The 21,594-nt window shown below is 34.2% G+C and carries 24 protein-coding genes; 5 read left to right on the top strand and 19 right to left on the bottom strand.

Annotation, left to right across the window (positions count from 1 at the left end):
* Position 1: 1 nt before the first annotated feature.
* The 19 genes from ACFOUY_RS05210 to ACFOUY_RS05120 all read right to left on the bottom strand — a co-directional run bounded on the left by ACFOUY_RS05210 (position 2) and on the right by ACFOUY_RS05120 (position 16,022).
* A complete protein-coding gene (locus ACFOUY_RS05210) occupies positions 2–964 on the bottom strand; it encodes a hypothetical protein (RefSeq protein WP_378959416.1) in 963 nt (320 codons plus the stop codon).
* A 135-nt stretch (positions 965–1,099) separates the two neighbouring features.
* Positions 1,100–1,918 carry a VanW family protein gene (locus tag ACFOUY_RS05205; RefSeq protein ID WP_378959415.1) on the bottom strand — a complete coding sequence of 273 codons (819 nt, stop codon included), beginning with the start codon at positions 1,916–1,918 and terminating at the stop codon, positions 1,100–1,102.
* Positions 1,919–1,989: 71 nt separating this feature from the next.
* The gene (locus ACFOUY_RS05200) at positions 1,990–2,937 is read right to left on the bottom strand and encodes an XAC2610-related protein (RefSeq protein WP_378959414.1); all 948 of its coding nucleotides are present in this window, start codon (positions 2,935–2,937) and stop codon (positions 1,990–1,992) included.
* Between the two features lie 12 nt (positions 2,938–2,949).
* Positions 2,950–3,624, bottom strand: coding sequence for a hypothetical protein (locus tag ACFOUY_RS05195; RefSeq protein WP_378959413.1), 675 nt, complete (start codon positions 3,622–3,624; stop codon positions 2,950–2,952).
* A 59-nt stretch (positions 3,625–3,683) separates the two neighbouring features.
* Positions 3,684–4,082: a hypothetical protein gene (locus tag ACFOUY_RS05190; protein WP_378959412.1), complete on the bottom strand. Its 399-nt coding sequence runs from the start codon at positions 4,080–4,082 to the stop codon at positions 3,684–3,686.
* Positions 4,083–4,092: 10 nt separating this feature from the next.
* Positions 4,093–4,863, bottom strand: coding sequence for a hypothetical protein (locus ACFOUY_RS05185; protein WP_378959411.1), 771 nt, complete (start codon positions 4,861–4,863; stop codon positions 4,093–4,095).
* 260 nt (positions 4,864–5,123) lie between these two features.
* Complete coding sequence (locus ACFOUY_RS05180) at positions 5,124–5,888, bottom strand: toxin-antitoxin system YwqK family antitoxin (protein WP_378959410.1); 765 nt, start codon at positions 5,886–5,888, stop codon at positions 5,124–5,126.
* A 117-nt stretch (positions 5,889–6,005) separates the two neighbouring features.
* Positions 6,006–7,073 (bottom strand): DUF6688 domain-containing protein, encoded by a 1,068-nt coding sequence (locus ACFOUY_RS05175; protein WP_378959409.1) that lies wholly within the window; start codon positions 7,071–7,073, stop codon positions 6,006–6,008.
* 124 nt (positions 7,074–7,197) lie between these two features.
* Positions 7,198–8,235, bottom strand: a complete 1,038-nt coding sequence (locus ACFOUY_RS05170) for a hypothetical protein (protein ID WP_378959408.1) — start codon at positions 8,233–8,235, stop codon at positions 7,198–7,200.
* 18 nt (positions 8,236–8,253) lie between these two features.
* Positions 8,254–8,934, bottom strand: coding sequence for a hypothetical protein (locus tag ACFOUY_RS05165; protein ID WP_378959407.1), 681 nt, complete (start codon positions 8,932–8,934; stop codon positions 8,254–8,256).
* 35 nt (positions 8,935–8,969) lie between these two features.
* Entirely contained in the window at positions 8,970–9,575 is a 606-nt protein-coding gene (locus ACFOUY_RS05160; RefSeq protein WP_378959406.1) for an XAC2610-related protein, read from the bottom strand.
* Positions 9,576–9,585: 10 nt separating this feature from the next.
* Positions 9,586–10,185, bottom strand: a complete 600-nt coding sequence (locus ACFOUY_RS05155; RefSeq protein WP_378959405.1) for a hypothetical protein — start codon at positions 10,183–10,185, stop codon at positions 9,586–9,588.
* Positions 10,186–10,336: 151 nt separating this feature from the next.
* Positions 10,337–11,236, bottom strand: coding sequence for a hypothetical protein (locus ACFOUY_RS05150; protein ID WP_378959404.1), 900 nt, complete (start codon positions 11,234–11,236; stop codon positions 10,337–10,339).
* Positions 11,237–11,238: 2 nt separating this feature from the next.
* Positions 11,239–11,751 carry a L,D-transpeptidase family protein gene (locus tag ACFOUY_RS05145; protein ID WP_378959403.1) on the bottom strand — a complete coding sequence of 171 codons (513 nt, stop codon included), beginning with the start codon at positions 11,749–11,751 and terminating at the stop codon, positions 11,239–11,241.
* A gap of 407 nt (positions 11,752–12,158) precedes the next feature.
* A complete protein-coding gene (locus ACFOUY_RS05140; RefSeq protein WP_378959402.1) occupies positions 12,159–12,914 on the bottom strand; it encodes a DUF2931 family protein in 756 nt (251 codons plus the stop codon).
* A 5-nt stretch (positions 12,915–12,919) separates the two neighbouring features.
* Positions 12,920–13,228: a hypothetical protein gene (locus tag ACFOUY_RS05135; protein WP_378959401.1), complete on the bottom strand. Its 309-nt coding sequence runs from the start codon at positions 13,226–13,228 to the stop codon at positions 12,920–12,922.
* Between the two features lie 4 nt (positions 13,229–13,232).
* Positions 13,233–13,805, bottom strand: a complete 573-nt coding sequence (locus ACFOUY_RS05130) for a peroxiredoxin family protein (protein WP_378959400.1) — start codon at positions 13,803–13,805, stop codon at positions 13,233–13,235.
* Between the two features lie 10 nt (positions 13,806–13,815).
* On the bottom strand, positions 13,816–14,037 hold the full coding sequence (locus tag ACFOUY_RS05125) for a hypothetical protein (protein WP_378959399.1): 222 nt from the start codon (positions 14,035–14,037) through the stop codon (positions 13,816–13,818).
* Positions 14,038–14,483: 446 nt separating this feature from the next.
* Positions 14,484–16,022, bottom strand: coding sequence for a YifB family Mg chelatase-like AAA ATPase (locus tag ACFOUY_RS05120; RefSeq protein ID WP_378959398.1), 1,539 nt, complete (start codon positions 16,020–16,022; stop codon positions 14,484–14,486).
* 363 nt (positions 16,023–16,385) lie between these two features.
* On the opposite strand from ACFOUY_RS05120, the gene efp reads away from it, so the two are divergent.
* The 5 genes from efp to ACFOUY_RS05095 all read left to right on the top strand — a co-directional run bounded on the left by efp (position 16,386) and on the right by ACFOUY_RS05095 (position 21,581).
* Entirely contained in the window at positions 16,386–16,946 is a 561-nt protein-coding gene (gene efp, locus ACFOUY_RS05115; RefSeq protein WP_378959397.1) for an elongation factor P, read from the top strand.
* Between the two features lie 195 nt (positions 16,947–17,141).
* Positions 17,142–18,557, top strand: a complete 1,416-nt coding sequence (gene miaB, locus ACFOUY_RS05110; RefSeq protein ID WP_378959396.1) for a tRNA (N6-isopentenyl adenosine(37)-C2)-methylthiotransferase MiaB — start codon at positions 17,142–17,144, stop codon at positions 18,555–18,557.
* Between the two features lie 116 nt (positions 18,558–18,673).
* Positions 18,674–19,918 (top strand): sigma 54-interacting transcriptional regulator, encoded by a 1,245-nt coding sequence (locus tag ACFOUY_RS05105; RefSeq protein ID WP_378959395.1) that lies wholly within the window; start codon positions 18,674–18,676, stop codon positions 19,916–19,918.
* Positions 19,919–19,937: 19 nt separating this feature from the next.
* Complete coding sequence (locus tag ACFOUY_RS05100) at positions 19,938–20,447, top strand: LptE family protein (protein WP_378959394.1); 510 nt, start codon at positions 19,938–19,940, stop codon at positions 20,445–20,447.
* A gap of 54 nt (positions 20,448–20,501) precedes the next feature.
* A complete protein-coding gene (locus ACFOUY_RS05095; RefSeq protein WP_378959393.1) occupies positions 20,502–21,581 on the top strand; it encodes a hypothetical protein in 1,080 nt (359 codons plus the stop codon).
* Positions 21,582–21,594 lie beyond the last annotated feature (13 nt).

The following is a 21,594-nucleotide window of genomic DNA, read 5'->3' as shown; positions in this document are numbered from 1 at the left end:
ATTATTTACTTTTTGGTTTAATCACATAAAACCCTGTTCTGCCATTGCCTAACAATTGTAAATTACTTTTAGGGTTGTTATACATTTTTAATTCTCTGTAATAGCAGGTTTTCTTATCTTCATTAAACCTCATTTCGTGTTTAAAATTTAGGGTATCATTCCCAATTTTTAGGTTAACGAAAGCTTGCCCGAACCAATCTTTAGTTATTTGGCTAGTTTTATGAAAGTAAACTACCTCAAAATTGTTTTCGGGTTTACCTAAAACCTGCTCGCCTTTCAATTGATTTGGAATAGTATCGGGTTCATTAATTTCTTCGTAATCTTTAAGATTGGCGCCGTAATAAGCATACCATTTATCGTTAATTAAAAGTAAAACCTTGTCAATTTCACTTTTCCATTTGGGGTCATCGTTTTTCCAAAGGTAATTGTGCCCAATAAATTTTCGTGTTTTAGCTTCGCTGTTTAGCTTAAAAAACTGATTAAGCATTGAAGCGCTATCTAATTTTAAATCGTAATTGATGAGAATATACTTGTGTTTTGCTGTATCGCCATTTAAGGCCCACTTGAGGTAATAATCTTGATGTACCAAATAGCCTTTTAAAAACCCATTAGGATATTCATCAGTTTTGTAAATCAAACTATCGGCAAGTTTACCAGCGCTGTCTATTTTGTAATAAATATTTTTTGGCCTATTGCTAAAAGCAGATGTAGCATGAATAATAACAAAATTATCGGCAAATATTGGCTGTTCGAAATACAGGTTATTTAGCTCGCCATTAAGTACCTGTTTAAGCTCGAAATGCTTTGAATTTACACCGCTATGTATACTCTTATATTCGTTATATTTTGCTGGAATATTGGGCTGACTAATGAAATTTCGGAAAGCATAACCATATGCAATTGTGAGTACGAAGCACAAAATAAGAATAGCCAGTAAAATAATATTTTTCTTATAAACACTCATTTTGATGGGATATGGTAAACCAATTCCCTAATATATCCATTAATTTCAAAGTAATTTGAGTGAATTATTATTCGTGAGCGTTAGTTAGTCATTTGCTAGTTGCAGATTATTATTCGTGGGGTTACTCAAATCTCATTATCCTTCTTCATAACTTTCAGGCTGATAAGTTACTCTTGCAAAATTTTTAGTTAGCAACTCTGTTTCTACTACTCTCCCACTTTCAAATTTGAGAATTTTCTCTCGCCATATTTCATTTTTCCGGTAAAACTGATTGTCGATTTTCAGAAACTGATGGTCTTTTTCTATCACATGATAAGCGTAATCAAGTTCCTTGTCAATACGTAACTCGCCTTCCAAACATTTCTCTGTAAACCACAAATTAACCTGAAAAGTATGATTGGTGTTATTTGTAAATTGATAATCGCGGTAATTGTAAAAAACCGTTGCACCACTGCCAAAAGGCAAAACCCGGCCATCATCTGGAAATGGATCGAATGAATGATGATAACGCTCTGTAACCGTTAATGGACTATGGATAACCAACCAGTGAATGAGGTTAGAAATCTGACAAATTCCACCACCAATACCTGCTCTGGCTTCGCCGAATGATAATTCCATACCGGATAAATAGCCTTTGTTTTTAGTTGGTAAACCTACCAATTTGCAAAACGAAAAGGTTTCACCGGGTTTAATTAAAACACCATCGATATTTTTAACTGCAATTTTTAAATTGGTAACCTTGTTAATTTGAAGTTGCGCATTGTTATCGCCCAGCTTTTTCAGTAAAACGGATTGATGTTTTTTAATTCGATTAGAAAGTTTAGCTGTAGAGCGGTTTTTAGCATATTTTTTGCCATCTGTATACCATTCGGCAATGCGTTTTAACCGCCTTGCCCAAACCGCTAAAAAATAAAGTATAGGATGACGCTGGCTTAAAAGTGTTCGTGGTTTCAAATTATGTTATTTTGTTAATCGCTTCACTGCCATCGTGGCTGTTACCTTTTCCTTGATAATGTTTTTTAAAATCACCCCTTCTTTTTATAACTTTTAACCTTTACTGATTTTCCGTTTTCTATTTTATATTCATCGTAATGCGTATAAACATCATCTTCATAAACCCTTTGTTCTTTCGTTAAAAAAAGCCATCCACTTTGCCATTTATAATAAGTTGTTCCCTCATTTCCGCCACCATCAGCATCATATTTATAAATTTCCTTTTTTTCGGCATCGAAGAATAAAACACCCAATTCATTTAGCCTTTTGTTTTTAAGGAAGCCTTTAGATTTCACATCATGGATAAAATAAATGTAGCTATAATCGTTTTTAGTCATATCTGGATAATAGATTGGCACTTTAATATCTAAGTAACCATCAAAATTTACGTCTTCCAATTCTATTTCATCTTTAACCAAATCATATTTACTAAATTCGCCAAGCGACCAACGAGCACTTTTATTTACATTGATACGAACAGTAAGCAGATTAAAATATCGCGAAGCATTTTCGGTAATATTCTCATAGTTGGCTTTGTTTTTTACCATAATAAACTCAAAACCCAACGGATTAAAAGCCGATAAATTTTCACGACACTTTAGTTTTACAACTAACGAATTTGCTGCATTGGGTGTTTTTTTACCCCAAGTACCAGACAATGAAGTTTGTGAAACATAAGCCATTCTAAAATATCCGGTGTTTTCAAATTTGCCTTTTTTAACATTGTGCGCACTTTCAGTAAGCAGTAATTCGCCATCTTTTAAAGTTCCTTCTAAATAAATAAGATTATCGTGGCCGCTTTTAACATAATAGTATTCACCAGAAATGCTATCGTTGTAATTATTAAGATGAAGTCGCATCTCTATCGGAGAATTGCCAACCGAGCCAGTAAAATTTATAATAGATGTAACTCTTGCTTTTTGTGCATAAGTTTGGCTGAAAAACAGCACAAACCATAAAATGGTTAACATTCTTTTCATTTATGATAATTTTTAATACATAAAAGTATATGGCTCAAAAACAGTCAGGTTTGGCAAATATTTAATTAGTTCTTTGCTTTTGGTTTTATCCAGAATTTTATCATTTCCTATAGTTGTGTGTGTAATTACTTTATCTCCGGTTGATAAATTGAAATCCGTTTCTTCTATCATACCACCAGAAACACTTGCAGAACGAAAGCCAATCAGTTCGAATTTCTTGTTTTGATACCTGAATTGATGTGAAAAACTACCTCTTGTAAGCTCATGACTGATTATCAATGTTCCTTTTTTAATTTCTATGCCTGTAAAAGGTGCATCATTAACAGCATTATATTTTCCATTCGGATAGCGAACTACAATTGCACTATCTGATGACAGTATCAATTTAAGTTTCCGATTAGGCTGACTGAGGTAAGCCTGCAATCGATATGGTCTGTTGTCGTTTACAGTATCTTGCTTTACGCTTACTAAATCTGCAATACCATCTTTATTAAGGTCACCCCTAACTTTTTCAATAACTACATTAAAATTGTTAGGTTGTTCTTCTTCTAAAGGTTCTGTTATTGGTAAATTTTCTTTTACTTCAACCGTTGTTGTATCAACATTGGTCACATTTGCAATAGGCTTTTTATTACCATTTTTACATGATGTGATGAGTAAAAGAAATAGTACAATGTATATTTTCATAAATTCAATCTAAAACTATCTAAGGAATGTAAATATAGATGAGGTGATAGCTTATTAACTTACCCTTCCTTTTTTAATTTAACCCAGGTATTATAAGTTGCTTCGCCCCCAGTTCCTCTTATAAAATAAGTTTTGCCTTGTTTTTTAATCATAAAAGTTGGCTTTACCGACTTGCAATGGTCTTCTTTTCCATTATAGAAGAGTGTTAGTACATTATCTTTCTCTACTGTTTTGTAATTTCCATTGCACCTAATTGGTTCGTGATAAGTTGTTGTTATTAAGGTTGCATTGTCCTTTTTAATTTTAAAGAGATAGGTAATACTTGCAGTACCAGTTGTTGTTTCATCCGTTTCTACATATACAGAGTAACTACCTTCAAAATTTGACTTAATTGTTTGCGCATTAGAACTCATCATCGCAAAAAATAGGATAATAGTGAGTTTATAAAATCGTTTCATTTCTTAATTTTTAATACGCTGTAAAATTTAGCCCCTCATCGCTTTCGAAAAAGTAAGGCTTGTGTTTAGGTATTTTTTTTTGGCTAATCTTGCTCGGCATATCTTCTAACATGGTATTTACATCTTCAATCCTAACTATATTTTTTAGGTAATCAACATCAATGTAGGTTTGTCCGCCTGCACCTGCATTGTATAAATTCAAATTAATGAGTACCAATTTATTATCCTTGAATTTATAAGTATTAAACTGATTACCAATTGGTCCGCCATAACCATAAAGATTTACTTTTAACTTAGCGCTGTCTATTTCTACACTTTCTTGTACGTACTGCTGGAAATCGCCGTTTATATAAGCCGGACCAACCGTATGCCACGATACCCCGTACAATAAATAACCGCCAGTTTGCTGTTTTAACAATACCAAGGTTGGTCGTAAATCGGTGCTGTCGTTTTTGTTTGTGAGCACCAAAACTACATCTTCCAAACCATCATCATTAAGCAAACCTTCATCTTCCATGGCAATTTCATAGGGTTCCATTACAAAATCAGAAGCATTGCTTCCCGTTTTTGGGAAATTAGCATCAATAGGTATGTAGTTGTTTTTATTTAGAGCTGTATCCTCAACAAGGCTATTTGTATCAATCGGTTTAGTATTCACCAATTGCTTATTTTTATTTGTCCTTACTAGATAATCTATTTTACTCATTTTGTAAAGAAAAACACTCGCCAATATTAAAATTACGGACGTAACTGCAAGAATTATTTTTGTGCTTTTTTTCATTTTCTATTTTTTTGAAGCGCAAAACCTGTGGTGCTTTGGCTGGCGTTGTCCCGCCAACATTTCAATTTTTTTGTTTTTTCCTTCAACAAGCTCAGGATGTCAAAAAGCAAAAAGGATTTCCATTTTTGTCGGGGCTACTTAACTTCCTTTTATTGCTTTTGGGTTGGTTTTAATAGCATGTTTTAAAACATATAATTCTATTAAAACACCCCGGCCTTCGACCACCCCAATGGGTGGGGTGTTTTTTTTAAAAAAAAAAACTATTTCTTTCGCTCGTACTTATCAAATTCGGTTTGGGTAACTTTTTCGCCATTAAGGTAATAACTGGTAAAAACCACCGAGCCGTCTGGTTTGTACATGTGGCCAATGCCATGTTTTTTTCCATCTACAAAGATAAAATCCATGGTTTTATTGCCCATTGCAAACATGGTGGTTAAACCATGTTGTTTATCAGCCTTGTAATTAATTTCAGTAATCATTTTGCCATCTAAACCGTAAGTTCTACTTAAACCATCTCTCAAACCATCTAAATATTCGGTTTCAGAAAGTAATTTACCACTGCTATAACTTAATTGTTTGCCATGTTTTTTGCCATTTTTATATTCGGCTTCATTATTAAGTTGTCCGTTGCTAAACATTTCGCTCTTGCCGTTTTGCTTGCCATCTTTATATTCTTGACGAAGCCAAACCTTGCCATTGTTATCGTAATTTTCTTTTAAACCATTGCGAACGCCACGTTTATATTCCAATTTACATTCAAGCTGTCCGCCGTTGGTGTACCAAAATGCATCGCCAGTTATCATTCCATTTTTAATGTTATAAAGGGCATAACTTTTCTCATCCAAAGGGATTTTATATTTGCCATCTAAGTTTTTCCCATTTAGGCTTAACATCATATCGCTACTATCTGCAGTGTAGGTTTTAAGCAAATGTTTCCATTGTATTTCTTCTGGTATTTGAGCATAAAGCGATGTAGAAAGCAATATAAATGCTAAAATAGCAGTGAGTTTATAGGTGTTTTTCATAGGTATAAAGTTTGTTTTTTAATGGTTATGAAGTCATCATGATTTTATTCATTGGTGTTTGTGATAAAAAAAACCATGATGGTTTAATAGGTATAGTGAGGTTAAGGTGTTTCAGTATTAAATCGCATACTGTTTATTAATTTTTTCTTCGGGTTTGCTAGAGCAGAAATATAAAACCGTCAGAAAAAAATATTCTAGAGGTTTCATCAACCGATAAACCAGGTTAGAACTTTCTGGCGTGGTAATCTTTTTAGAAAGTGGATAGCCATATTTATCGTAAGCATTTCTAATAATTCGATGCAAACGAGGTGCATTTTCTTGTATCAATTCTTCGAAAGCATTAGCAATTAATAACTGACGGTTCACAACAATTTCTTTTCCATGCCTTTTACCCAAACGTAAAGGTTTTACGATTTCAGGATTACCACAAACAGCCACCGTACACAAGTAATGGCCTTTATGGTCTAAAGCTGGTGGGTGTGTTTTTTGCGAGAAATTCCAGGTTGTTGTTTCTGTAAAAACTTTGGTTATAGAATTATAATCTTGACCAAAAACCATTAAGATGGCTACAATTAAGGTAAATACAGGGATTAGTAAAACCAAAACATAAGCAGGCTGCAAGTTGGTTTTAGCTAATTTTGTATTCAGGTAATTTAAAAACTTGTTTTTGTAAACTCTAGTCGCAGCAATTTGGGCTTCGTTATTTGCAACCTTAAACATTAAAACAACCGAAATTAACAGGTAGCAAATTGGTAGTGGAAAAAGTATAATTTCTGTATCATTTCCACCAATGTTTACAGATAGCTGCAAAATTACAACAAAGCTGATAACCATACCAATGATTAAAAAAACAAATGCCAAAACAAATAGCAAAGGCGGTAACTGATTTCCTTTTAGCCACAAGGCAAAAATTGACCAAATAGAAAGCGCAAAAAATACAAGTAGTGTTAATACATGTTTGGAGGCAAATGGCGTATAGCCCTCATCAACAATATCAATAGCGGTATAATAATCGGCACTGCTCATCGAGTAGCCAAAACCAAATGCAAGTAAAGAAACTATAAAAAAAGTAATTAACAAAAACTCTACAATACGTGTTCTGGTACTTACTTTAGTACGGAAGTTCTTGTAAACAAAATAACCCAAAATAGGTGTTAACAGTAAAATAAGAAAAATGCCTGTCATGATTTACATTTGATTTTAATAATGCTACAATTAAAAATAGGTATATCTTTCTAGTCTGCTGAAACCTTTTATTATTCGTTAAAGTTTTACAATAATTTGGTGCAAATGGATTATTATTTGTTCGCTAAACATCATAAATATTTCCTTCTTTAGCTGCTAGTTTTTCACTTTGCATATTGTTTTCAACTAATTTTTTATAATTGAACATTAATGCCAAAGCTGTAACTGATACAATACTAATTACAATGCAAAATATTTTGTAATACTCTAATTCTATCATGTAAAACAGTATTATCAACGGAAAACTTAATAAACTACTAAAAATGCAAACCCCAGCCAGGTATTGAAATACTTGAGAAAACCAGTCTTTTTTATCTCTTCCAATTAGAAAAAACACCACAAATAATACGGGCAAACCGAATATAGATACAAAAGCAAAAACATCACTTTTAGGCATATCATTACTTGGTGCAAAAAAGAGGAAATAATTTACAATTAGATATAGCACACACATCCATGGAAATAACCTTACTAAAATTTGATAGTTTATTTTCTGGTCTTCGATTTTATTTCTTGTTGTTACAAAAAACAGTTCGTTGTTAAGCTTAGCAATTTCAAATCGCTGATAAATATTTTTGATAGCTGTGCCTATAATTACAATTTCATCATTGTTTTTCAGCAGGTATTCTGCATGGCCAATATCATTAATTTTTGGTTTCAAAGAATGTTCAGTGTATGTTCTTGGTTTTAATTTTTTAAAATCTAGCTCATTTCCTTTTATTTTTATGGTACCTGAGCTGGTACTTAAGGTAAAATCATTACATGCTGTTTTTGTTACTTTTAACTCTTCGTTATAATCGTCATCAGTAGGCACATACTCAATTTCTTTATATAAATAACCAATACAAGTTTCCCTAAAATAAGGGCTAATCAATTCAGCCTCTAATTTGATTACAGTACCCTCCACCAATACTTGCCCTTCGTTTAATTCATAAATTTTTTGCGGTTTTCCAAATGTTGATGCTCGCAGTTTATTAGTGGTGTAATAAGCTAAAAGACCGAGTGCAATTGGTACTATGGGAACCAAAAATTTGGCATAAAAAACACCAAAACCAATAATAAAAATGATTATTACGCAGCCTATATTATTAAGTTTATGCATCAATCATATTTTGATTAGTTAACCAGCAATATCCATTCTTACCAATGTTAGTTTTTTATTATCTATAATTTTAAAACGGTAAATGATATTGTGTTCGCCTTCGCTTACATAATCTCCGTTTTCATATTTATCGTTATTGCCAAAAGCCATGTTCAATATTAAAGTTTTGTCAGCTTCGTTATAATCAGCATGCATTTGGTAAATAATATCTTTCTCTATAAATGTTTTAGTGCTGCATGTATGTTCTGAAAATAATGCTTCCGATTTTATTTTTAAAACGGCATTGGTAAACCTACTATCGAAAACCTTTTTGTAATATTTTTCTAAATCAGTTTCGTAAAACAACTCTGGGTTTTTAAATTTCTTTTTCCTTAGCAACCAATCTTTTTCTGTTAACTCACAAACATGTAAAATTGTCTTTCCTTCATCATCAAAAGGAAAGACAAAATAGCTTTTTAGTCTGGGCAAATCGTTATTATAAATCGCCATGCGGAAGTTCTTAAAATCGTCTATCCAAGTATTAACCGCTATATATTTTAAAACTCCACTTCCCGAACTGCTTGTCTCATCAGTAATTGTCATCTTACTTAATCCCGTGGCTTCTTCCAGTGCTTTCTTGTTAGATTTATCACTCTTTTTTGTTTCGCTACAACTAAATATTAAGCCCAACAAACAGCTAATAGTTATAACATTTTTCATGCTTTTAAACGTAGATTTATTTAGCATAATTAAATTCATTTCTTATTCTCCTTTAAAATCTCACCTATCTTTTTATCTAAATCAAGCTCATCGGTTTCTTTAAATGCATTGCCAATTTGGTAAGGTTTATTGTTTACATTCAGTTTGTAAATGCTGTAGTAGTTTTCGCCAGACAAGGAATAACTAATAATTATCTTATGCTTTTTATCGTAGCTTGGATTAACGATTCTATTAAAATCCTTTACTTTTGTAAGGGTGTGATTTTTGTGATTTATTAAGTATAAATTATAGAAAGCATTACCACCACGAGCGCCAGTATCTTCAAAAATTAAGAGGTCTTTTACACCATCGCCATTAAAATCTTCGTAATTAACATTATCTTTCATGAGGCGCATAACGAGTTGTTCTTTCCAGAATATTTTATCTGTTTTACCGATTTTGCCGAAATAAAGATTGGTGGTTTTTGCACCATCTTCTTCGTTGTCTTTAACTCCATGCTGTATTGCCAAAACATAACTTTTATCAGCAAAAGGATAAATATATTGCCAAGTTCCTTTTGTATTAGGCTGATTAAAAACCTTCTTTTGCGCCATTAAATGCGTACTGTAAAGCATTAAAAATAGATACAATATCAACCTCATAGCTATTTGATTAGTTTTTTTTGTTCATCATTTTTGCCTTGGCTTTTTCGTATAAAGCTACACACTTATCTTGATATTGATTAAAAATGCCATCATCAAAATTGCTGAAATAGGTTACTGGAAATATCATTTTTTGCTTTATTGCTGGAATTTTAATCAATTCATCCTTGTTTAAATCCCAATAGTTCCAATTGCCAATATAACTGTTGGTGAGCAGGTTAATGCTACTCTCGCCACTACCATCGTTATTTGCCGGACCAAATTCGTATCGGCTCATACCAATTAATTGAATTTTTTTCTGATTTGGGTTGTACCTAAATTGAAAGGCGTAGCCGGCACGCATCCAGTTATTAGCAAATTCGAAACCTTCTCTTTTAGGCCTAATTCCGGCAGAAAATGGGTCGAATTCTAATTGCGTACTTTTTATTGGTTTAAACTTCTGTGTAGATAATTTAACTATGATAACTGCATTATCTCTATCAAAAATAACGAAGTCTTTTTTTAAATCTTTATCCAAATCGATGTTTAACGTATCAGACCTTTGCTTGTCTTGGGCCTTAGCAAAAATTGCAGAGGCAATTAAAAGAAGAGTTAAAAATGCTTTTTTCATTCAATTATATTTTTTGGTATTAATCACACTCCGATATGAGTTTTCGTCACCCTTGAATTCATTTCAGGTTTTTTTATACAAATAAACAGCGAAGCGCTCTTGATGCAAAAATCAATAAAAGCTACAGAAGAATTCAGCATGACGGCAATTCTTATTTCGTCAACTCCAACTCATCTAAATTGCCTTTGGTTTCTTTAAGCCCTTTAACTTCTTCTTGTAATTGTTTAATTTCTTTATCCAAAATTTCTAAGTTGGCTACCCTAACTAACTTCTCTTTTTTGGTGATGATTAAGGCAGGAAAGGCCTTAATGACCAAATCGAAGGGTTCGAAATTAGTTATAGGATATTTTGCAGTTTTCCAAAGGGTGCTATGATTTTGCGCCTTATTTAAAAGTGGTTGCGACCAAAAATATTCTTCATTAGGTTTAATGCCTTCGCCATCTTTATAATCATCACGTTTCTCAGAACTAGTGCCTTGTTGTTGCGAAGCGATTAATTCACCTGTTTTTTTTGAATAAATATTAATCTGTATCATATAATCGAAAATTTCAGCGCCAGTTTTATTTACAAAAGTTAAATCTAAAAAAGGAGATTTTTCATCAAAATACTCTTGTTCACTAATGCTTGTTTTGGTAAGTTTAAAATTATCTATAGCCTTGTTTTGCTCAATAAATTTGGCTTTTTGTATGGTCAAGCTATCAATTTCTTTGGTTTTATTTTCAATATTTTTGTCTCTATCCTCTTTTAAAAAATCTTCGGCATAACTTACAATACCAGAAAAAGTTTTACCATCTATCATCGTCATTACAATTACATCGAAAGACTTACCTTTATATTTAGCATCATCTGGGTTGTTCCACTTTTCTTTCATCGCTTTTGCAACTATAACCCGAAGTGCTATTTCTAACTTTTCTTTATCTTCCTTATCTAGCTTTTCTTCCATTTTAGCTTTCGAAGCCTTGAAAGATTGCTCATCCTTGCCAGAAATTGTTGGCCCACAGCTTGCAAAAAGCATAATTGCAAATAGTAGTAGTGTTAATTTAGTTTTCATATTTATGGTTTAATTTCAATCTTGGTTCCAATTTTTACGCTTGCATAAAGTTCATCAACCTCGTTATTGGTTACCGCAATACAGCCATTTGTCCAGTTTATCCACCGCTGAAATTTATTGATAAAGCCGATACCATTTTTAAGCGCATGAATTTTAACATCGCCACCAACAGGCTTGCCAATTGCTTTGGCATAAGCGCTATCTTTATCATTCGGATAAGAAATACCTAAGTTTTTATGGTAACCGCTTTTATCATTTTTGGCGTTAATAAAATAAATTCCTTCGGGTGTTTTTTCATCACCTTCAAATTCTTTATGACCAATTGGTGCATCTCCAAAAGATACTTTATAGGTTTTTAACAATTTTCCATCCGCGTAAGCCATCATTTTATATTGGCTCTTTTGCACCACCAATAAATCTACATTGCTATTTGCTGGCAGTTTTTGCTCAGGATAGTAATTGTAAATTAATGCAATAACCATTAGAAAGAAACCTATTAATATTATCTTTTTCATTTCTATTCTTTTTTGAAGCGCAAAACCAGTATACAACAATAAATTGGTTCCCGTTTTCCGCTTTACTTCGTGTTCGCTACAACCGGGGCTAAATGGCCAATGCAGTTTTTCATTTTATTGGTTTGCAGGGTGTGCAATCCTTTGTTCTTAAAACCCAGTTGCAATGAAAATCTTCCGATTTTTTATTGCGAATTGTCCCAAAGGGCAATGTCATTGAGTTAAGCAAAGTCCATTGTCAGTCTGAGCCTGTCGAAGACCTTTTTATAGTCAAAAATATTTGTCCTTTGACAAGTTCAGCATGGCAATATTTTTTGTTTTATCCTTAGCTTAATGACATTGAATGCCTTTAACTTAATTAAAACCGGAGCTATAAACCGCCATTAATAAAAACCTTTCATTTCCAAATCCTATTTTTTAAAATCTATAAATCCATTTTTCTGTTGATATTCCCATAACTCCCTATTTTTTTCTATGTACCGAGAAGGAGTATCAATGTAATTTGCATTTGCATCGAAGCCATTTTTGTAAACCGTTTTTAAGCTGTCGCTTAAGTTTTCGAAAGCGTATTTAAAGTACTCTTTTTTACTTAATGTTTTTTCGTAATATAAATCATCAGCTTGTGGCTCCACTGCCTTGAGTTTAACTTTCAGTAATTCTTTTTCAAAATAAATACCCCTTAACCAAATAATTACATTTCCGTTGTTCGCCAAGCCAATAACAAAACTCAATCCTTTTTTCGGTCCTGCGTATTGCGAAAGCATTAAAAATTGCTTGTTTTTTTCTGTTGATTTAAAAGCTGCTAACATTTGTTTTTGGGGCAAATTCAAAGTATCGGCATAAAAGTTCTTATCCCGATAAGAAAAATATTTTATAACCAATTGTGTGGGCAAACGTTGTGAGCTTGCATGGTTTGTAGTGCCATAATCAACTCCCCAAGTAGTTGTAAAATTATTTGTACTTTCTATATTTGCACCTTCAAAATCATCATTAGGCAACAAAAAATAGGCATTTACAACATGCATTGGGTAAGTGCTTGGTGTGGTAATACCTATAGCGTAATTATATCTTTCCCAGCCTTTATAGGCTATTTTTCTATAAATTGTTGTTACAAGCAATACAATTGCAAGGCCTATATAATATTTATTTAGCTTGTTTAATTTCAAGGCAATTAATTTTTAAAAGCATGTCCTAATTGCCAAGCATACCAAAGCAAAGCAAAAAGCAATAATGAAATAACCAGTAGAATGCCAAATAACCATTTTGCCCAACGGTAACCTTTACCATGGTAGGTAAATGCATATCCACCCAACAAAATAGTGCCCGAAATGGCTAGGATAAAAAATATCGATATACCATCGGGGTCGTCATTTTTGCTAACTGTAGTTGATAAAATTAGGGCTAGAAATATATTTAAAGCAATAAGACCGACAGACAAATTGCTGTTCTTTTGTTTATTTACTTCTGCTATTTCTTCCATATTTTTAAAGTTTATCGGCTTTAATGAGGCTATCTAATTTATAATTGAAAGTTTCGGTTTTGCCCCCACAACCGTTGTAAACCACTTTGCCATTGGGGTCTATTAAAATTTTTGCAGGTGTACAAAACACATTATCATTCACTTTGCTTTCTTTAGCTGGTCCTTGTGTATTGTCTATTTGCTTAAAATCGAATTTAGCACTTGCAAACATTGCTTTTAAAGCATTTTCATCATCAGAAAAACCATTAGCAATACCAATCATCGGAATTTTATCACCAAATAGTTGATGCGTTTGTTTCAGTTCTGCAACCATGTCATAACTTTCGGTTTTTGTTAAAGAATTTTTATCGTACACAAAAATTGCCCAATATTTTCCTTTATAATCTTTCGAATTAAAGAGCGTTCCATCAATTGTTTTTGTTGAGAAATCTTTGGGTGTAGCACCCATTAATAAATCAATCTTTGATTTATTAAGCTCTGCCAATTGCTCTTTCATCGTTTTTTCTTTTGGTGCCTCATTACAAGCCAAAATTAATATTGCCAAAAAGGCATAAACTACAGTAGTTATCTTATTCATAGGGTAATATTTAACAATCGAAATTTTGGTAATGTGTTTTTTCTAATCTTTCTTCCAATTCATCTAGATCTAATTTAGATACTTTTTTTGAGGTTAGTTTTACTTTCAGTTGCTTGTTACCGTCTGGACTAATCCAAATCCCTTCCCTTCCGTTAGCTGTTTTTTTGAGGATTAACGCACCAGTAAAACGAACTTCGGTAAAACAAAAGTTTCCTTTATCATTGGTTTGCATTTTCTATTACTGTACGAGTTGATTTCTACGTTGGTGCCAAATAATTAAACGCTCCATATTTTATGGCTTTAATTACAAAGTGGTTATAAGCAGTTATGAATTTAATCTTGAAATTTATTTCCTCAAGTTAATTTAAAATATCGAAAACGGTACCATTACTAATCTGGATATTGAGCAAAAAGAATTCTGGTTTAGCAGCTTTTTAAGCACCAAAGCATCTACCACATTCGTTGCTACGTCAATTGAATTCGCTATTTCTTTTAGTGGCCATTCGATTTCTTTTCAAACGGAGGGTTCATTTTCAATAATTAATGTTCTTATCATAGGTTTTGATCCTCTAAATGTCCATTAAAATGATTAAAAATGTTTTTGTTTGCCATTAAGAAATATTTGAATTATTGGTTAATTTTTAATTCTTGAGTGAGATAATTTTGCCCTATCAAGAATTATCCTGCCCAACCATCTCTATCCAAACTTCTATAATTTATGGATTCGGCTAAATGTTCGAGTTCTACGTTTTCGCTTCCATCTAAATCCGCAATGGTTCTGGCAACTTTTAAAATTCTATCGTAGGCACGGGCAGATAAACCCAAGCGTTCCATAGCCGATTTTAAGAGTGTTGTTCCCGCTTCGCTAATTTGGCAAACTCTGCGCACCATTTTAGGGCTCATTTGTGCATTGTAATGTAAATCTTCTTTATCCGCAAAGCGATGGTCTTGAATTTCTCTGGCCTTAATAACACGTGCTCTTATCAATTCACTTTTTTCCGCTTCGCGGGATGATGCCAGTTCCGAAAAATTGACCGGCGTAACCTCCACATGTAAATCAATTCTATCTAATAATGGTCCCGATATTTTACTTAGGTATTTTTGAACCACGCCCGGTGCGCACACGCATTCTTTCTCTGGGTGGTTGTAAAAACCACAAGGACAAGGATTCATCGATGCCACCAACATGAAACTAGCCGGGTACTCTACCGAAAAACGAGCTCTAGAAATGGCCACCTTTCTGTCTTCCAATGGTTGGCGCATCACTTCTAAAACGCTACGTTTAAATTCTGGTAATTCATCTAAAAACAAAACACCATTATGTGCCAAAGAGATTTCTCCAGGTTGCGGATTCATCCCGCCGCCAACCAAAGCCACATCAGAAATAGTGTGATGCGGCGAACGATAAGGTCTAACAGTCATTAAAGCATCAGCAGCCGAAAGTTTGCCTGCAACCGAATGAATTTTGGTCGTTTCTAAAGCTTCATATAAATTCAATGGAGGTAAAATTGTTGGCAAACGTTTAGCTAGCATGGTTTTTCCCGCTCCCGGCGGACCAATTAATATTACGTTATGACCACCTGCGGCGGCAATTTCTAAAGCACGTTTAATGTTTTCCTGACCTTTAACGTCCGAAAAATCGTGTTCGTAATTGCCAATGTTTTTTAGAAACTCTTCTTTGGTGTTTATTTTTATTTGTTCTAAAACTTCGCTTTTGTTAAAAAAAGCAATTACCTGAGCTAAAGTTTCAACACCATAAGCAATAAGTCCATCTACAATTGCAGCTTCTCGAACATTTTGTTTAGGAAGAATGAAGCCCTTGAATCCATCTTCCTGAGCCTGAATGGCAATTGGTAATGCACCTTTTATGGGCTGAATCGTCCCATCTAAAGAAAGTTCGCCCATAATAAAATAATTTTCCAATTCTTCTGATGGAATTTGTCCTGACGCAGCTAATATGCCAATGGCTATTGGTAAATCGTAAGCAGAGCCTTCTTTTCTAATATCTGCTGGCGCAAGGTTAACTACAATTTTTTGTCTTGGCATTCTAAATCCTGAAACATGAATAGCGCTTTCTACTCTTTGCAAACTTTCTTTTACAGCATTATCGGGCAGGCCAACCATGTAATATTTATTGCCGGCACTAATACTAACTTCGATTATGATGGTAAGTGCATTTACGCCAAAAACAGCGCTCCCATAGGTTTTTACAAGCATGAACTAAAAGCTGAAAATTTAACGGGATGTTATTTTATTCGGGGGATGAATAATTTGGTTTATGCTAATATATGAATATGATTAACATTTAGCACTTAAAAAGTGTAAGTGAGGGTTTACAATTGCCTTTGTTTATAAACCCGATTGTACGGATGCCGATTTAAGCATCTGTCATTTTGCTTTATTGGTATGCTTGCTTGTTTCACAGGTTTCATAGGCAGGAGGAGCGGGACTATTGTTGCCGAATAGCACAGGCTTTGCTTTCCAAATCAAAATTTATTTGTGCTCAAAAATTAACTAAAATAATTTTACCTTTGACGTCACAAAAAAAGAAATATAAAATCCCATTAAGGATAACATAATATGGCAAAAGCATCAGAAATTAAAACAGGTAATATTCTACGTGTAAACAATGAATTAGTTACTGTTGACGAATGGAATCACCGTACACCGGGTAAAGGCGGCGCTTTTTATACTGGTAAATTCCGTAACATTAAATCGGGTAGAATTGTTGAAGCTCGTATGAATACCGACGAGGCTGTAGAAATTTGCCGTGTTGAAACGAGCGATTATCAATATCTATACGAAGATGGCGACTATTTAGTTGTAATGGATAACAATAGTTATGAGCAATATAATGTTGAGAAATCGTTATTCGGGTCGGCTATTAAATTCTTAAAAGAAGGCATGAGTGTTATTGTTTCTATGGAAAGCGATGAAGCAATTATGGGGCAGTTACCAAACTTTGCTGAATTCGAAATTACTTATTCGGAGCCTGCTGTTAAAGGTGATACTTCTACCAACGCATTAAAAGCGGCAACATTAGAAAACGGTGTTGAGGTTAAAGTACCAATGTTTGTTAACCAGGGCGATAAAATTAAGGTTGATACGCGTACAGGCGAATACGTTGAGCGTGTAAAATAATATTTCAGTTCTATTTTTAAAGCCCTTGAATTAGTTTTCAAGGGCTTTTTATTTTTCGGGATTGTTGTAATAGAGTTGGTTATAATTATAAACTGGTTAAAAATAATCGCTTTGTAAACAAGTAAACTAAATATGTCAAATTGTCACTTTTAAATTTATTTATGTATTTTTGCAATCCCAAAATGTTTTTAAATAATGATTGATTTACAAGTACAGGATAAAACGCATGATGAAGCAAGGCAAGGTGAGGCTTTAATTTTAGATACACCGATAAAAGCTGATGCTCGTAAATTATACATAGAAAGTTATGGTTGTGCGATGAATTTTGCAGACAGCGAAATTGTTGCTTCCATCCTTTCTGAAACTGGATTTGAAACCACAGGAGATTACCATCAGGCTGATGTGATTTTCATAAACACTTGTTCTATTCGCGAAAATGCAGAAACAAGGGTAAGAAATCGCCTATCGCAATTTGGTGTAGAAAAACGCCGTAATCCTAAATTAATTGTTGGTGTTTTGGGTTGCATGGCAGAACGTTTAAAATCTAAATTTTTAGAAGAAGAACGTTTGGTTGATGTAGTTGTTGGGCCAGATGCTTACCGCGATTTGCCGAACTTAATTGAGCAGGTAGAAAGCGGACACAAAGCGGTTAATGTACTTCTATCTCGTGAGGAAACTTATGCAGATATTAGTCCGGTTCGTTTAAATAGCAATGGAATTACGGCTTTCATTTCGATTACCCGTGGTTGTAATAATATGTGTTCGTTCTGCGTTGTGCCATTTACCCGTGGTCGCGAGCGTAGTCGTGATGCACATTCTATTGTAGCAGAAGCACAAAGCTTATTCGAGGCTGGTTATCGCGAAGTTACACTTTTAGGGCAAAACGTAGATTCTTACACATGGACATCGGAAGATGGAACGGAAACGGTAAACTTCGCTCAATTGTTAGAGCAAACGGCTTTAGTTAGCCCTGATTTGAGAGTTCGTTTTTCTACTTCGCACCCAAAAGATATTACAGATGAGGTTTTATACACCATCGCTAAATACGATAACATTTGTAATTACATTCATTTGCCGGTTCAATCTGGAAACTCACGTATTTTAGAGTTGATGAACCGTACCTACACTCGTGAATGGTATATTAATCGCATCGATGCAATTAAAAGAATTATTCCGGGTTGTGCAATTTCTACGGATATTATTGCCGGGTTTTGTACCGAAACGGAAGAAGAGCACGAAGAAACTTTAAGTATGCTTGATTATGTGAAATATGATTTTGCTTATAACTTCACGTACTCTGAAAGACCAGGAACTTTAGCCGCCCGTAAATTAGCAGATGATATTCCGGAAGAAGTTAAAAAACGCCGATTGGCTGAAATTTTAGCAAAACAACAAGCACACTCTTTACTGCGGTTACAGGAATGGGTTGGTAAAACAATTCGGGTTTTAATTGAAGGAACATCCAAAAAATCGGATAAAGATTATTGCGGACGAGGGGATAGCGGTGCAATGGCAATTTTCCCTGCAATTGAAGGCGTTAAACCAGGTCAATACGCAAACGTGCTAATTGAAAAATGTACTTCAGCTACGCTGATTGGAAAGATAGTTTAAAAAAAGCTAAAGGACTAAAGCGAAAGCTAAGTTTCACAATTCAGAAATTTATGACTCCAAGTTTTGATATCACATCCCGGTCTCGATACTTGATACTAAATACTTGATACTAATAAATGGATACACAAAATATTAAACAACGGTTCGGTATTATTGGCAATTCGCCTTTGCTTAATCGTGCTATAGATATTGCAAGTCAGGTTGCACCAACAGATATGTCGGTTTTAATTACTGGCGAAAGTGGAAGCGGGAAAGAGGTTTTCTCTCAGATTATCCATCAAATGAGCGCCCGTAAACATGGTGCTTTTATTGCGGTAAACTGTGGCGCTATTCCTGAAGGAACAATAGATTCAGAATTATTTGGTCACGAAAAAGGGTCTTTTACTGGTGCTCACGAAGCTCGAAAGGGGTATTTTGAAGTTGCAAACGGGGGAACAATTTTCTTAGATGAGGTTGCAGAACTTCCTCTTGGCACGCAAGCTCGCTTATTAAGAATTTTAGAAAGTGGCGAATATTTACGTGTTGGTTCATCAAAAGTACAAAAAACAGATGTTCGTATTATTGCAGCAACTAACGTAGATGTTTATAATCGTGTTAAAAACGGAAAATTCAGAGAAGATTTATACTATAGATTAAATACCGTTCCGTTGCGTATTCCGGCTTTGCATGAGCGTAAAGAAGATATTTATTTGCTGTTTAGAAAATTCTCTGCCGATTTTAGTGATAAATATCGCAGTCCGGGATTGAATTTAGAACCTGATGCAGTTCAAATTTTAACTAATTACAGCTGGCCGGGTAATGTTCGCCAGTTAAAAAATATTGCCGAGCAGATTTGTGTTTTAGAAAAAGACAGAAATGTAACCGGACAGGCGATTTTAAACTACATTCCGAACGAAGCTGGTAGTAATTTGCCAATGGCTATAAATTCTCAATCGAAAGAAGATTTTACAGAAAGAGACATTTTGTACAAAGTCCTTTTCGATATGAAAAAGGATATGGTGGAGCTTAAAAAACTCGTTGCAGAAATTATTCAACACGGTGGAAATACGGCAACAGTTTTGGCTGATAATCCTCAATATATAAATCAATTGTACAGAGATGTAGAATTGCCTGCCGGACAAGAACATGGTTTTACCATTCAACAACCAACCACGAGTAGTAGCAATAACAACAGTAACGCAGATTACAATTTTGCACACGATGCTGAAGAAGTAGAAGAATCGTTATCGTTGGTTGATAAAGAATCAGACCTGATTAAAAAAGCACTTAAAAAGCATAAAGGTAAACGAAAGTTTGCTGCTCAGGAATTGGGAATATCTGAACGGACGCTCTACAGAAAAATTAAAGAATTAAGTTTATAAGGCGCAATCAATCAATTCTATGAAAATTAAAATATTTGGATTCTTGATTATTGCGGCATTAAGTTCTTGTGCTTATACTTTCAGTGGAGCATCTATCGCTCCAGAAATGAAAACCGTAACTGTTCGTTTTTTCGAAAATAGTGCGCCATTGGTGATACCGACTTTGAGTCAGCAATTTACTGAAGCTGTAAAAAGCCGTATTCGTAGTCAAACCCGATTAAGTATTACACCAAATGATGGCGATGCAATTTTTGAAGGTAGAATTACTGGTTACGAAATCAGACCGGTTGCTTTAACATCAAGCGCTACGCCAACAGCATCGAATAACCGTTTAACCATTACGGTTTCTGTGAAATACATAAATAATATGAAAGGCCACGAAAAAGAAAGCTTCGAGGAAAGCTTTTCGCGTTTTTACGATTTTCCTTTAAACGGCGCTTCAATTCAATCGCTTCAACCCGTAGCAATTGAAAATATTAATAAGCAATTAACAGAAGATGTTTTTAATCGTGCTTTTGCCCAGTGGTAGGTTAAACTGTTTTAAAAACCATCTGCATTATTTATCTTAGCAGCAAACCTCGATATGGATAACAAAAAGCTACTTGCGAATTTACTGGCACAACCTGGCAAGGTTGGGCAAGAGCATATACCCATGTTGCATGAAATGCTAGATCAATTTCCTTATGCACAACCCGTTCATTTACTTTTAGCAAAGGCTGATGCGACTAATGTTGTCAAAGCTGCATTATATAGTAATGGAAATGTTTTAAAGAATATATTGCAAACTGTAGCTGTTGATGAAGCTATTGAAAACGATATCGAGCTTGAGCTAAATATTGCTAATGATGCCGAATTTGCAGCGATTGATGCGGAAAGCACAGCAGACGAACAGGAAATTTTTGAGGAAATTGGCGAGGTAACCGAAGAATCAAATCATCAAATTACAAATGCGGTCAATATAGAAACACCAAACAATTTACCAGGTATTGATAGCCATTTGATGGATTTACCCGTTGAAGAGGATAATTTTATAGAAAGTGTAGCCGAAACTGATTTCTTTGCTTTCGAGCAAAAGTTAAGTACCGATGTAGTTACAATTGCGCCTGAAATAGAAACGGTCACTCCGGATGAGCCCGAAAACAGTTATGTTTCCAAATATGATGACGACCAATTACCTTACACATTTCTATGGTGGTTGGCTAAAACACGCAAAGAACATGAGCAAATTTTTCAGCCTTACGCACAGCCAAAGCCAGAACTTGCAAGACAATCACAAACTAAAAATCAGGAACGGGCAGAATTTCAACAACAGTATGTAGAGCATATTTTTCACATACAAACACCTTTCGAAGTTGCCGATCATTTAGCAGAATACCCCTCTGCAGATGTAAAGGATGTTAAAGGGGCAGAAATTATTGAGAAATTCTTAAAAGAAGACCCAACAATAAAACCACCCAAACCAGAACAAATAGATAACGAGAATAAAGCCAAGAAGAGTGCCGAAGACCATTACGACCTTGTTTCGGAAACATTAGCTAAAATTTACATCGAGCAAATGCTTTACCACAAAGCGATAGATACTTATAAAAAATTAAGTTTGAAATATCCAGAAAAAAGTGGTTACTTTGCCGACCTTATCCAATCTATAGAAAAGAAATTTTAAAAATATATTTTAA

It is taken from the genome of Pedobacter jamesrossensis, from assembly GCF_042650905.1.
Taxonomy (GTDB): domain Bacteria; phylum Bacteroidota; class Bacteroidia; order Sphingobacteriales; family Sphingobacteriaceae; genus Pedobacter; species Pedobacter jamesrossensis.
The sequence above is the reverse complement of the archived record's forward strand: the minus strand, read 5'-3'. Positions and strand labels throughout refer to the sequence as shown.